The following is a 13,312-nucleotide window of genomic DNA, read 5'->3' on the forward strand; positions in this document are numbered from 1 at the left end:
GAATATGCAAGCACCTATTGTAATTATTGGCAGTGGCTTTGCCGCTTACCAATTGGTGAAAACTGTGCGTCGCATGGACGCAGATATTCCATTGCAAGTGTTTACTGCCGATGATGGCGCTGAATACAACAAGCCTGATTTGAGTCATGTATTCAGCAACAAGCAAACCGCCCAAGACTTAGTGGTCAAAAGTGGTGAGGCGTTCGCACAGGAACACAACATCGAACTGTTCGCCCATACCATGATTGAGCATGTCGACGTGCAAGCTCAGCAAGTGGTAGCCAACGGCCAAACCTATCCTTACTCCAAACTGGTGTTTGCGACAGGCGCGAAAGCCTTTGTGCCGCCAATATCTGGTGATGCAGCACCTGAGGTGATAACGCTAAACTCGCTACAAGAATATCAATTAGCAGAAGAGCAAATCAGCCGTGCGAAACGAATTCTAGTGATGGGTGGTGGTTTGATCGGCGTCGAGATCGCCATGGATCTCGCAACCGGTGGTAAAGCGGTTACGGTGGTTGAGCCAAATGCCCGTGTGCTCGGTAACCTGATTCCTGAATTCGTCGCATTGCCGCTCGAAAACCAACTCAAGCAGCAAGGTATTCAACTTGCGTTGGAGACTGGGGTTGTTGCGATCAATCACTCAGATGATTCGCTGGTGGCGAGTTTGAGCAAAGGTGAAGAAGTCGAAGCCGATGTAGTGATTTCAGCTGCGGGTTTACGTGCTAACACTTGGTTAGCGAAGGCTTGTGGGGTGAGCGTGAACAGAGGCATCGAGATAGATGCCCGATTACAGACATCAGTTGCCAATATATTTGCATTGGGCGATTGTGCCGAGATCCAAGGTCGAATGATGCCTTATCTCCAACCGATCGTGCTAAGTGCCAATGCTTTGGGCAAACAGCTACTAGGGCAAGAAGCAGAGCTGAAACTACCGCCTATGATGGTAAAGGTGAAAACGCCGAGCTACCCAATTCAATTGGCAGGCGATTTTAGTTCGGTGACGAACTGGAGCGTGCAGATTTCTCAAACTGGCATTGCCGCGAAAGCAGAAGATGAAAATAGCCGACTCATGGGCTTCGTCGTGACGGGAGAACAAGTTACGCAAGCATTTCCATTACTTCGAGAGTTGTCTCAAGCCGGTCAGGCTTAACCGATTTAAACGAAAAGAATTGTAATTAGAGAGGGTATCATTATGTCGCATCTACGAATTCCTAAAGACTGGACTGTTCAACGTTCAACGCCTTTCTTCACTAAAGACAATGTGCCACCAGCGCTACTGACTCATCACAATACCGCTGAGGGTGTGTTTGGACAGTTGTGTGTCATGGAAGGGCAAGTGACTTACTACGGCTTTGCTGATGAACACGCCACAGAAGCAGAAGTAGTGGTGGTGATTAATGCAGGCCAGTTTGCTACCAGCCCACCGCAGTACTGGCATCGTATTGAGATGAGCGATGATGCTCAGTTCAACATCAATTTCTGGTCGAATAAAGACAAGAGTGGGCAAGCAATGTTCCACGCGAAGAAATAACGCATACAGAAGTTAATACAGCGCTAATTTGTCGGGAAGAAGCGTTTACTATCAAGCTTAATCATTAAACGTAGGTGAAAGGGCAGAGATTCGTCTCTGCTCTTTTTATATGTATGCTTTGGGGCACTTTAAATTCTTCACGGGTTTGTTCTGTGACTCTTATCACTAAGCAATAACTGTCAGTCAATTGAATTGGTGTTATGTTATAACATAATTTCAATTCCATTTTGAACAGTCAAAGAATAAAAGTGATTTTAGGTTTGTTGCTTGTGCCGGGTTATTAATACCCGTTTAGAGAGATGGAGGGGTCCAATCGATTTTTTCGGAATATTTACTGGTCTTGCAACCTTATCCAAAGCGATATCAATATTGGTATCGCTTTTTTTCTGCTTGTAGAAAGCGAGATTCGATCCTGTTCTGTTTATTCTGAAACTATTCAGAACTTGAATGGGTATAGAGGTCTAACTTGATGATTTTATGGACAATTAAATATCACTAAACTGTCATTTAAACAGGAATCAATAGTCCTGATGTAAGCCTCATCCTACTATTTCTTCATTGCGACGGAGCGACAAGCTTAAGGAAAGTCATCACTCAGTTACGTTTTAGCAGTGTTTAGTGCGTCTTAAACGTCTAGAACGTCTAGAACGTCTTAAACTAGGAGCTTCCACAATGAATTTAACCCTGGACTACGCCTCTCTGGCGATCTTATTTGTGGTGCTGTTGATTCTGATTTTTGGATTGATTGCCCTGCACGATATTCCCTACGAAATTGCGAAAAAACGTAACCACCCTCATGCCGATGCGATTCATGTTGCGGGATGGGTGAGCTTGTTCTTCCTTCATGTGATTTGGCCGTTCCTTTGGATCTGGGCAACCATGTACGACGGGGAGAAGAAAAACTGGTTAGGTGCTAAGCCTTCGATATCTCAACAAGATTACGAGCAACTGTTGGTCCGCATCAATCAACTTGAGCAAGCGAGAGGGGAAGAATAATGGAAACACTCATCATCCTAAGTTACGTAGCGCTGTGCGTTATCGTGTTTCGAGTATTTCGTGTGCCTAAAACCAAGTGGACACTCACCACGGCGTCGGTCATTGGCATGTTCATCGTTGGTTGGATTTTTCTCTACATGGCGATGTATCAACCGGTTTCTCGTATGGCGCGTTTGTATAGCGTGACGACGCCAATCACTTCTCAGGTAGAAGGCATGGTTACCCAAGTGTATGTGCAAGGAAACCAGCAAGTGAAAGCGGGTGACCCACTTTACCAAATTGACGAAACGCCATTTAAAGACAAAGTGAACCGTATTCAAAGTGACATCAAACGCACGGAATCAGCGATTGATTTTTACCAATCTGAATTAGCGAGATACAAAAAGCTGGGCAGCAAAGGTTACTCTTCTCAAGAGAAAATCGACAACATTGAGAACCAATTACTGGAGCAAAAAGCCAATCAAAGCAAATACCAATCCGAGCTCGAAGTTGCACAGTTTAATCTGAGCAAAACCACCGTTACCGCACCAACGGATGGCTATGTCACGCAAGTGGCGCTGCGTCCGGGTATGAAGAGTCGTATTGTGCCGTTTCAAGGCAACCTGACCTTCGTTCACAAAGAAGACAAACAGCTGTTTGCTGCATTTAAACAAGCACCAGCACGATATGTGAAAGTCGGGTATCCGGCAGAAGTGACCTTCAATACCATTCCCGGTCATGCTTACAAGGCCCATGTGACACAAGTAAATGACATTTTTGCTCAAGGCGCGATATCACCATCAGGCAACATGAAGTACCCAGAGCAAATTCCTGCTGGTGGCCGAATCTTAGTGAAAGTGGAATTGGATAATCCAGACTTAGTCAAAGACATGCCATTGCCCTCCGGCACAGATGCACACGTCGCGGTGTACTCACCTAAATGGGAAATGTTCAGCATCGTACGTAAAGTGATTCTGAGAATGCAGAGTTGGCAAAACTGGTTATTCGAAGGCTAATGACATCAAGGGCAAAGCTGCAGGTTTTGCCCTTTTTGTATGGGTGTACTGCTATTGCTCGTCTGTTACTAAATGGATTGAGTGACCGCTTGTTTAATCGCGTTCCTTAGCCATTCATGCCCTTTGTCGTTCTTTTGTGATTGGTGCCAAGTCATGTAAATAGGCACCTTATTGGCTTCAAAGGGCAAAGGGAAAGCGTTTAATCCGAGCTTGCTTGCCAAGTTGTCAGAGAACCAACGCGAGGTAACGCATATCCAATCGGTTTGAGACACTAACTGTAGCGCTGTCATGGTCGAGCCGGTGGAATAAGCCACTTGTCTCGGGGGAAGCGTATCTTCGATGATCAAAGAGTCTAAAGCGTTGGTGTTGAGCCGCTGCGTTCGCCAAGTTACATGAGACTCACGCATGAAGTCGTCGTACGTGAGCGTGTTTTGAATACGAGGATGATCTTTGCTCACTGTCACCATAAGTTCCTGTTCAAACAGCAATTCATTGTGATAACCATGATCCGTCAAAGGCACGGTAGCAAGGATCACATCCACGCGTCGACGTCTTAAGTCGTCTTGACGGTCTTGTTCGTTTAAGTGTTCCACATCCGCTTCAATAGATACCAATGGCGCATGCTGAGATTTGTATTTCGCCAAGGCTGGCACGAGCATTAAATCGATATCTTTATGGCTAGAGATTCGAAACGTGCGTTGGCTGGTTTCTGGCGTGAATTCTTGACGAGATTTCGAACCGTTGATCAATAGGCTTAAAGGCTCTTTAATTTCTGCGTGTAACTCAATCGCGAAATTCGTCGGCACGATACCTCTGCCTTGACGAACAAAGAGGGGATCTTGGTATTGATCTCTTAACTTGTTGAGTGCGTGACTCACGGCGGGCGCAGTGATGTTTAACGCGGTAGCGGCATCGTTGACGCTTTTTGACTTCATGACCGCATCAAACGTTTTTAACAAGTTAAGGTCCATACATGCTCTCTCAGTTGGTTATCTTTCATTGTAAGCAGACTATGAAAGTAAAATAAAGTTTAAGCACATTTGGCAAGCGTTCGTTCTAGAAGGGAGAATAAAACAGGCTTTTACTGAGTTGATTTGCTGTTAATTATATGAATAAAAAGGGTTTTATATGATTTTGTGGTAATTTTAGTCCTGATATATGGATCTAATATCACAAATTTTTATATTAAAGTTGTTTCATATTTGTTTAGTGAGTTAGTTTCCCTCTCGAATCTAATGAGGAGAATAGAACATTACTATGAAAAATATAAAAGTTGCAGTCGTCTTCATCGCTGGTATTAGCCTACAAGCTCATGCCAACAACTCAGTTGATATCACCAGTAGCACGCCTGAGGGAGTACATACAAAGTTTGAATCTGCTCATCAAGTCCATGATCGTATGGCGTCTTCTGGTTTTACGCTGCATCGTTGTGGTATCCAGTCTATCAAGAGAGGCCACATGGCTGATCAAGATATGGAAACCCCACATAGCCAGATTACTTGTATGTACTCAAAACCTGGTGCGCAAGTTACGGATGAATCCGAAATTGCTTATTGGCACTTAAACGTCGTTTACGATATGGGCAGCCAAATGTACAAAGCGGGCCACGAGTTTACCGATATCTATCAGACTCATATCTACACGCTAACACCAAGCTACCTTTTAGATGCTGCTCCTAACTTTCATCAGCAAAGAGCAAGTCTTCAGTCATCTGGTAAGAGCGTAGGTGAGTGTGAGTTGCAGCAAATTTACTACTTTATGAAGCCGACAGAGGCAACGTACCTTTCGCATGTTGCAACTTGCCCAGTTTATGCCGCAGAAGGTGAACTATCAGGTCACTTGAATGTTGCTATCGACTACAACTCAGAAAGAAAAGGCTATACGGAAGCTAGTGTTGGCTTTGAATCTCTATAGTCTTTTAGATTAGTCAGTATTCAACCTTTCGCTTTATGCACCAGTTAATGACTGGTGCATTTTTAACTTTGCTGAGACTCTCTGACAGCTTTACTTGTCTGTGCGAACCCTAAAAAATACCCTAGCCTGCATTGGCTCAGTCAGAGCGTTAAGGATTGCTAAAGAATTATATGCTATTGGTTATATATATTGTCAGCCATCACACTACTACGCCGTTAAGGTGATGGAGTGGTTAGTACATGTGATTTATGAAGGATAAACTCCATTTAGAACGATTTACTGCGCTCAACTTGGATCGCACACTTTATAGCTTTCTAAAACCACAAATAAAACAATGACATTGCCATGTGTCTTTTTTGTGGAGTAAATTTTCTCTAATTAAGGCTTTTGTAGAATAAATTTCCATATCTATTTAAATAGTGTTTGTAAATGGTAAAACATTTCTAGATGGAAGTTTTTAAAATGTGGCACGTCAATCTGGTGAAACAAGCCAGTGAATATTAAATGTTTTAAGTAAGTCGTCGTCATGAATTCAAAATCTTTTACTGCTGTACTCTTTCTATCCGTGTGTTTGATCTGGGGAACCACTTGGTTCGCAATGGAAGTCGCATTGCACTCTATTCCCCCTGTTCTTGCCACAGGTATGCGTTTTTTCCTTGCTGCGCCTTTGCTGTTTGTGATGGCAAAAGCATTCAAACAACCTTTGATGTTCCCAAAGGGTAAACGTCATTGGATTTTTATCGTGGCTGTTTTCTACTTTGCGATGCCGTTTACTCTGATGATTTACGGAGAGCAATACATCTCATCGGGTCTTGCATCGATTATTTTTGCCAACATGCCGGTTGCGGTGATGCTAATGTCTGGCCTGTTTTTAGGGCTGCGTTTAGCGCGTCACCAAGTGTTTGGCTTGTTGACGGCAGTGGTAAGTCTTTGTCTGATTTTGGGCAACGAGATGCAACTGGGTGGGGAAGATTACTTACTGGGTACGATGTCATTAGCTCTCGCGGTGGCAATGCATGCAGTGATGTATGTGCTAGTTCAAAAATACTGTAAGGACATTCAGGTGCTGACTTATAATGCACTGCCTTGTTTTATTGCTTCTCTTCTACTATTTGCTTTATCAGCAGCCTTTGAGCAAATTGATGTATTGGCGTTTACTTACGACTCAGTTCTAGCGGTGGTTTATCTTGGCTTTGTAGCAAGTGTTGGCGGTATTGTGGCTTACTTTAAACTTGGTCAGGTTTCGACACCGTTTCAAGCTTCGATTTGTTTTCTGATTTTCCCTTTGGTCGCGTTATTCCTATCCGCGTTTATTAATGGAGAGATGCTTTCAGAGCAGTCGATTATCTTAATGCTACCTCTTATGTTTGGCATTTTGTTAACCAAAGCTCCTAAGAAGCTTTTCAAGTTCCGCTCAGTGGCAGTACCCGCCGAGTAACGCATAGCAAGAGGCTCTCATGGGCCTCTTTTTTGCCCTGAATCCGCAACATCCCCTTCTTTTATAAACACTGCAGTAAACGGCGAGGTAGTGCGGTTTTATCCATCCAGTGATTTGGAATCGACATTGGTGAGTCGTAGTAACTTGCCCCAAGAATGGCACCGAGCGGAATAGCTCGTCCACTTGAATCGCCGCCACAGTAAATGTTCTCACGCATGGTGGTTTCGTAGCTTTCTGAGTTCATCAACAAATGACAAATCACCACAAATGAAGCGTCTAAACCGCAATGCATCCCAACGGACTCCGCAACGCTGGTGGCGCTTCTGCCGCTCATCGATTCTGCACGTTGAATATTGTTAGCAATCTTTGGAGAAACCGTCTGAGCTGCCATCACACACGCTTTGGGCGCAGCGCCTTGCAACGCCATCTGAATCATCACTGCGATAGCTTGGGCATACATAACTGCGGTGTCGTTGTTATTGGTAACCCGCACGGCGGAATCGACCAATTTAGCGAGTTTGTCATCATCGGAATGAAAAGCCACCAAAGGCGGAAGCTTGGATAATGCTGTGTTCTGAGTGTCGTCAGCCCCGCACAAAGTTACGCGCAGTTCTTTGTCTTCTAATGCATGAATGTTGAGCAGTGTTTGCTTTGTCGGTTTGTCTGTATAGCCCTGCCATTTACCACCAAAATCAAACCATTCTCGAAAGGAGCGAATGTAACGCGCCTCGTCGTAGTGTCCGGTTTGAACCAGAGCGTCTAACATGGCAACAAGCTGTGCGCCGTAGTGGGTGAGATCACCGACTCGCTTGCTACCGTGGGCAAAATAACCTTTGTCATGGTATTCAGTTCGGTTAGGTTGATGAAATTCCGGATGTGGAGAACCAAACTGCCTGACGAGTTCTTGATCGTAAAGCCAATGAAATCCGAGAGATGCTGCATCACCGACGAGTGCGCCGATAATGGCATGAAGAGAGCGAGCGTTTCTATGAGTCATCTTGCCACCTTTGTCAACAGGGCTACTCAATAAGTCTTACACAGTTTCTTGGTTTTGTAGGGAAATTTTTCTTTTTTGGATCAAGACTATAGTGCTCAATTAACCATTGCTTTACTAGGGTTAAAAAGACTAAGGTTAAAAGCAAAACGCCCCGCGAGTGGCGAGGCGTTGGTTTTAGTTGCGTACTATTAACAATAACGATTAACTGTAAGCGCGTGCGACGCGACCTTCACAATCCAAAGTAACCTGTTTTGCGTAAGCCGGAATGAAAACTGATTGTCCTTTTTCAACTTCGCATGTTTCGCCGTTTGCGTGAGTCAGCACAAGTTTGGTATCCAGAGGCATAAGGATCTCAGCGGTTTGAACTTCAAGAGTACGCTGGTGAGCTTGCTTAACGATGGCGAATTTGAAATCATCCACGGGAATAGGGTATTCCAACATGTCGTCGATTTCGTTTGGTGCGAGCAATAGGCTGTCGAACGGCTTCTCGTTGAAACGTGTGCATGCAACAAGTTCTTTCACGTCCATGTATTTTGGTGTCAGACCCGCGCGCAGTACGTTGTCTGAGTTCGCCATGATCTCAAGCCCCGTACCTTTTAAGTAAGCGTGTGGCGTTTCTGCATCTAAGAACATGGCATCGCCCGGTTGTAGGGTAATGACATTAAGCATCAGTGGTGCAAACAAACCAATATCGCCAGGGTATTGCTTCTCTAGCTCAAGAATAAGGTTGAACAGAGGTAAGTCGGTGATGCGAGCTTGAGCCAATAGCACCGTCAACGCCATCTCTTTCTGTTCACCTTCTAGTGATAGTAGACCCGAGAAGAAGGTCGCCAAGCCTGTTGGCGTCTGGTTTGCGATAAGGTCATCCACCAGGCCTTGTAGCTCAGGAATTGCCAGCTCAGAGAAGAAGCTGATGATTTCACTTGTTGGGCGGAAGCCATTCATCGCTTGGTATTGGGTTAGCGCGTAAACCAATTCCGGTTTGTGGTTTGGATCTTTGTAGTTGCGGTTTGCAGCGGTTAAGGGGATGCCTTGTTTTTCTTCCAGTGCAAAACCTAGCTCTGCTTGTTGTTTGTTTGGGTGGACCTGAATCGACAGCGCTTTCTCAGCGGCAAGCACTTTAAACAGGTATGGAAGTTCACCAAAACGGTTTGTGACTTCTTCACTCAGAAAGGCATTCATGTCTTGAGCAATCAGTGAAGAGAGCTTGGTCTCCTCACCGTTTACCATCACCAATGAGCAACCGTTTGGATGCGCGCCCATCCATACTTCTGCTTGTGGTTCGCCCGTTGGGTTTTCAATGCCAAACAGTTGGTTAACAGAAGTAGTACTGCCCCAAGCGTAGTTTTGAATCACGTTGTTCATCAGGAAAAACATCTGATGCTTAGCTTGAGTTTGAATCGTTTGTGTATCGGACATCGTTAAATCAGACATAGAGTGTCACCATGAGAGAAAATCATGGCTTGGGCGACATTGCCCAAGCCATAGGAGCCATTTGGGGGTAGGGGTGATTAAGCGGCCGCTTGCATCATTTTTGCTTTGCGAACTTTCTTCAGAGTTACACACGTTACTGCGGTAACTACTGCGCCAGCTGCCATACAAATCAGAGCAAGTACTGGGTGGTTCATCGCGCCAAGTAGAGCCACAACTGGACCGCCGTGAGCAACACTGTTGGTAATGCCGAATGAGAACGCCATTACTGCCGCTACCATTGAGCCAAGTACGTTTGCAGGAATCACTGACATTGGATCTTGCGCTGCGAACGGAATCGCACCCTCAGAGATACCAACCAGACCCATTGCACCAGCTGCTTTGCCCGCTTCGGTTTCTGATTCTTCGAACAGGTCGAACTTACGACCAAGCGCCGTTGCCAGTGCCATGCCTAGAGGTGCAACAGGGATTGCACACGCCATCGCACCCATAAATTGAGTTTGACCGCTCGCAATCATGCCCACAGAGAATAGGAACGCGACCTTGTTGAATGGACCACCCATATCGAAGCCAGCCATACCACCAAGTACGATGCCTAGTAGAACGACGTTACCTGTACTCATGCTTGTTAGTAGTGCAGTCAGACCGTCCATTAGGCTTGCGATTGGCGCGCCGATAACGAAGATGAAAAGACCAGCGATGAATAGCGAACCTGTGATTGGCGCAATCATGATTGGCACCAAAGGTTGAATGAATTTGTGGTAGTTAATCGACGTAATCCACTTCACGAAGTAACCCACAAGCAGACCAGCGATGATGGCACCGATAAAGCCTGTACCTGCGTCTGCACCGTAGAAAGAACCGTTGTTTGCAATCCAACCACCGATCAAGCCAGGAGCTAGAGCAGGACGGTCAGCAATCGCGTAAGCAATGTAACCCGCTAGGATTGGGATCATCAGCGTAAAGGCAACCACACCTACGTTGAGGATTTGGTTCCACATGCTGCCTTCAGGAATTGCCATGCCCGCTTCACTTGGCTGACCACCGACTGCAAGAGCAAGTGCAATCAACAGACCACCTGTTACAACGAATGGGATCATGTGTGATACACCGTTCATCAAGTAGCGGTAGAGGTCCGAGCGAGCCTGAGAGGCTTTGTTTGCAACAGACGCTTGTGCATTGCTGCTTGCTTCTGCTTGGTATTCTGGAGCGCTTAACGCTTCGTTAATCAGACCTTGTGCATCGCGGATAGGTGCTTTTACGTTGGTTTTAACCACGCGTTTGCCCGCAAAGCGGTTCATGTCGACTTGTTTGTCACATGCCACGATGATTGCGTCTGCACGTTCGATTTCTTCTGCGGTTGGGCTGTTTTTCACACCGATTGAACCGTTCGTTTCAACCTTGATTTCGTAACCCATCGCTGCTGCACCTTTCTCTAGCGCTTCTGCCGCTAGGTAAGTGTGTGCAACGCCCGCAGGACAACCAGTAACACCAATGATGAAGCCTTGGTTTGCTGGTGCGTCTGTCACTGCTTGCGGCTCTTCTTTAGCAAGTAGGAGTGCCAGTGCGTCTTGGCTGTTTGCTGTACCTAAGAATGCATCAATGAAACCATCTTCAATCAGTTTTGAAGACAGCTCTGCAAGAACTTCGATATGGTGGTTATCGCCGCCGTCTGGAGAAGCGATCATGAAGAACAGTTTTGAAGGCAAACCGTCTTCAGCGCCGTATTCGATACCTGATTTGCTTACGCCGATCACAACCGCTGGTTCAAGAACCGCGGCACTTTTCGCGTGTGGGATAGCAACGCCATCCTCAAATCCGGTATTACCTAACTCTTCACGTGCTTTTATATCTGCAAGAAATTGCTCTTGGTCTGAAATACGACCTTGGGCGTGTAGAACTGCAACCAGTTCTTTAAATACGTCTTCTTTTGAAGTCGCTTGAAGATCAAGCTTAATCAAGTCTTCATTTATTAGTTTGGTGATCATTGTCGAACCCCTATAAATATAATTTTTATTTCAGGGGTATTTTGAAATTAACCAAGCGGAGACAGTAGTGAAGAAAAAATGCATTTACTGGATGATTGTAACCGCCCGACTAGAGTGTGATGTAGATCGTCTACTGGATAAACTTACTGCATATCTGTGACATTATGTGGAAGTCGATGAACCATAAGTGAAATGTGTTATTGCTCCCATATATAAGGGTTTGAAGACTTTGTTGATGATTTTCTAGACTGGATAATTGATGCGTTAACTGAATTTTTGTAACGTTAAAGTGGAAGTGTGATTTTGCTCAATAGCACAAAAATCCAGTAGGGTGTATATCTATAGGTATAGCATCATGGATGCGTGTTTAAGAGTACGTAAAATGATTTTTCATGATTTGATTTCATCAGTATTAAACGAGCGAGAACCATTCCATAATATATGGTTTGCTGGTGATTTTCATACACCACCTGAATTTAGCTATCAGGTTAACTTCCCTCGATTAGAATTGGTCTTGTCTGGTGAATATATTAATGAAATGGAAAGTCATGATCGCAAAGTGACGCATATCGTGGCGAAAAGCGGTGATGCGATATTTATTCCGCCTAACTGTTGGAATAAACCTGACTGGGATACAGATTGCTCGGTATTAAGTATTCTCTTCGGTCGCCGTCAATTGGGTTTGAGTCTCGTGTCCAAACGTAAAGGGGAAGCGAGCTTTTACGATATCCAAAAGCACAGTATTCAAACTCGTTCTGGATTTGCCATTGATAATATCTTGGAAGCACTGAGTTCATTAGCTCGTGAGTGTAATAAGAAGCCAATGGATGAGTTGTTGCTACAAGCCTTGTTGCAATACGCTAAGTCGATGTTAGATGCACCTATAGAGACGCAGGCGCACAGCCGAGTGCAAGATCTGTATCAGGGCATTTGTATCTACATCCAAGAGAACTTTCACCGCCCAATTACACGTGACAGTATTGCGTCGAGGTTCAGCATCTCTTCTAACCATTTATCGCGTTTGTTCCGTCAGCAAGGTCACATGACGCTAGCCGATTACATTACGTGGGTACGAGTAGACCGCGCAAAATTTATGCTCAAGAAATACAACTTTAAGTTGAATGAGGTATCGGTGCGCTGTGGATTCAAAGATGTGAACTACTTCTGCCGAGTCTTTAAGAACCGCACGGGCAGAACGCCAACGGAATATCGCGGTTCAATCTAGAACAGATCCTAAGCAAGCAGCCTCGACATGGCGTACATCAGAAGCGCCTGCAAGTCGACGCTGCTTTTTGTTAGCAGTAAACGCTCAGCCATTTGGTCGGTCAGCAGGTTACGGGTTAAGTTGGTTGCCGCAATGATGTGTTCGCGAGTCGGTTTCGCTGGCATTACTAATGCGATAGCAAGATGCACTTCCCCCATTTTTGATGCCCAATCCATCGGAATCTCGTTAGCGATAACCGCAACAGAGATGTGGTCCACACCTTCGAACATGACATGTGGTAGAGCAATGCCCGGTGTTACTGCGGTTGAGGATCGTTCTTCGCGTTTGATAAAGGCGAGAATGAGTTCGTCTGGGTGAATCGGATGAATCAGTTGCGCTAGCCCTTTCAAGCACTCAAATTTGGTGAGTTCAGTGTGCGCTTTGGCGTAATGCCATTTAATTTCACAAGGCGGGCAGATTTGCGGAAGACGCTCAGCAAGTTGGCTTGAGAACTCGTAGTTGATGTGAGAACCCACAACGGTAAAGTTCTCAGCAATCATATCTTTGATAACGAAACAGGCAAGCTCGGCATCAATACCAATAGCCGTGATTTGACACAAGTCGCCTTGCTGCAAGCCAACTTGTAAAACCGCGATTGACTTAGTGAGCTCAGCAACGCGATTTTGGGTTATGTTGATGATGTGTAATGTGCTTTTGAACTTTTTGGCGACGCGATTAAGGGGCTGCGCTACGTGAGCACTGGCATTGATATCATCGACAAAAAAGGTGATCTGGTATTCGTTCATCAGCACAGC

General features: G+C 45.3%; 12 protein-coding genes. 7 read left to right on the plus strand and 5 right to left on the minus strand.

Features of this window, described 5'->3' with window-relative positions; all coding sequences use genetic code 11:
* Nucleotides 1-4 precede the first annotated feature (4 nt).
* The 4 genes from norW to ITG12_RS17220 all read left to right on the plus strand — a co-directional run bounded on the left by norW (nt 5) and on the right by ITG12_RS17220 (nt 3,525).
* Nucleotides 5-1,153 (plus strand): NADH:flavorubredoxin reductase NorW, encoded by a 1,149-nt coding sequence (norW, locus tag ITG12_RS17205; RefSeq protein ID WP_248874610.1) that lies wholly within the window; start codon nt 5-7, stop codon nt 1,151-1,153.
* Between the two features lie 42 nt (nt 1,154-1,195).
* Nucleotides 1,196-1,534, plus strand: a complete 339-nt coding sequence (locus tag ITG12_RS17210) for a DUF1971 domain-containing protein (RefSeq protein WP_038870398.1) — start codon at nt 1,196-1,198, stop codon at nt 1,532-1,534.
* A gap of 672 nt (nt 1,535-2,206) precedes the next feature.
* Complete coding sequence (locus ITG12_RS17215; RefSeq protein ID WP_038881081.1) at nt 2,207-2,530, plus strand: DUF3302 domain-containing protein; 324 nt, start codon at nt 2,207-2,209, stop codon at nt 2,528-2,530.
* Entirely contained in the window at nt 2,530-3,525 is a 996-nt protein-coding gene (locus ITG12_RS17220) for an efflux RND transporter periplasmic adaptor subunit (RefSeq protein ID WP_038881084.1), read from the plus strand. Before ITG12_RS17215 ends, ITG12_RS17220 begins: the two co-directional genes overlap by 1 nt.
* 68 nt (nt 3,526-3,593) lie before the next feature.
* Here ITG12_RS17220 and ITG12_RS17225 read toward each other — a convergent pair whose 3' ends face one another.
* Nucleotides 3,594-4,496 carry a LysR family transcriptional regulator gene (locus ITG12_RS17225; protein WP_038881086.1) on the minus strand — a complete coding sequence of 301 codons (903 nt, stop codon included), beginning with the start codon at nt 4,494-4,496 and terminating at the stop codon, nt 3,594-3,596.
* 286 nt (nt 4,497-4,782) lie between these two features.
* Here ITG12_RS17225 and ITG12_RS17230 point away from each other — a divergent pair, with 286 nt between their 5' ends.
* Nucleotides 4,783-5,439, plus strand: coding sequence for a hypothetical protein (locus ITG12_RS17230; protein WP_038881087.1), 657 nt, complete (start codon nt 4,783-4,785; stop codon nt 5,437-5,439).
* Between the two features lie 526 nt (nt 5,440-5,965).
* The gene (locus ITG12_RS17235) at nt 5,966-6,877 is read left to right on the plus strand and encodes a DMT family transporter (protein ID WP_038881090.1); all 912 of its coding nucleotides are present in this window, start codon (nt 5,966-5,968) and stop codon (nt 6,875-6,877) included.
* A gap of 61 nt (nt 6,878-6,938) precedes the next feature.
* Here the strand turns inward: ITG12_RS17235 and ITG12_RS17240 are convergent, their stop codons facing one another.
* The 3 genes from ITG12_RS17240 to ITG12_RS17250 form a co-directional block, all read right to left on the minus strand.
* Complete coding sequence (locus ITG12_RS17240) at nt 6,939-7,874, minus strand: ADP-ribosylglycohydrolase family protein (protein ID WP_038881093.1); 936 nt, start codon at nt 7,872-7,874, stop codon at nt 6,939-6,941.
* Between the two features lie 201 nt (nt 7,875-8,075).
* Nucleotides 8,076-9,308, minus strand: coding sequence for a mannose-6-phosphate isomerase, class I (gene manA, locus ITG12_RS17245; RefSeq protein ID WP_038881094.1), 1,233 nt, complete (start codon nt 9,306-9,308; stop codon nt 8,076-8,078).
* A gap of 77 nt (nt 9,309-9,385) precedes the next feature.
* Nucleotides 9,386-11,293, minus strand: coding sequence for a fructose-specific PTS transporter subunit EIIC (locus ITG12_RS17250; protein ID WP_038881097.1), 1,908 nt, complete (start codon nt 11,291-11,293; stop codon nt 9,386-9,388).
* Between the two features lie 382 nt (nt 11,294-11,675).
* On the opposite strand from ITG12_RS17250, the gene ITG12_RS17255 reads away from it, so the two are divergent.
* Nucleotides 11,676-12,518: an AraC family transcriptional regulator gene (locus ITG12_RS17255; RefSeq protein WP_038881100.1), complete on the plus strand. Its 843-nt coding sequence runs from the start codon at nt 11,676-11,678 to the stop codon at nt 12,516-12,518.
* 8 nt (nt 12,519-12,526) lie between these two features.
* Here the strand turns inward: ITG12_RS17255 and ITG12_RS17260 are convergent, their stop codons facing one another.
* Nucleotides 12,527-13,303, minus strand: coding sequence for a PTS sugar transporter subunit IIA (locus tag ITG12_RS17260; protein ID WP_017819357.1), 777 nt, complete (start codon nt 13,301-13,303; stop codon nt 12,527-12,529).
* Nucleotides 13,304-13,312: the final 9 nt, after the last annotated feature.

It is taken from the genome of Vibrio sp. ED002 (assembly GCF_023277445.1).
GTDB classification, from domain to species: domain Bacteria; phylum Pseudomonadota; class Gammaproteobacteria; order Enterobacterales; family Vibrionaceae; genus Vibrio; species Vibrio jasicida.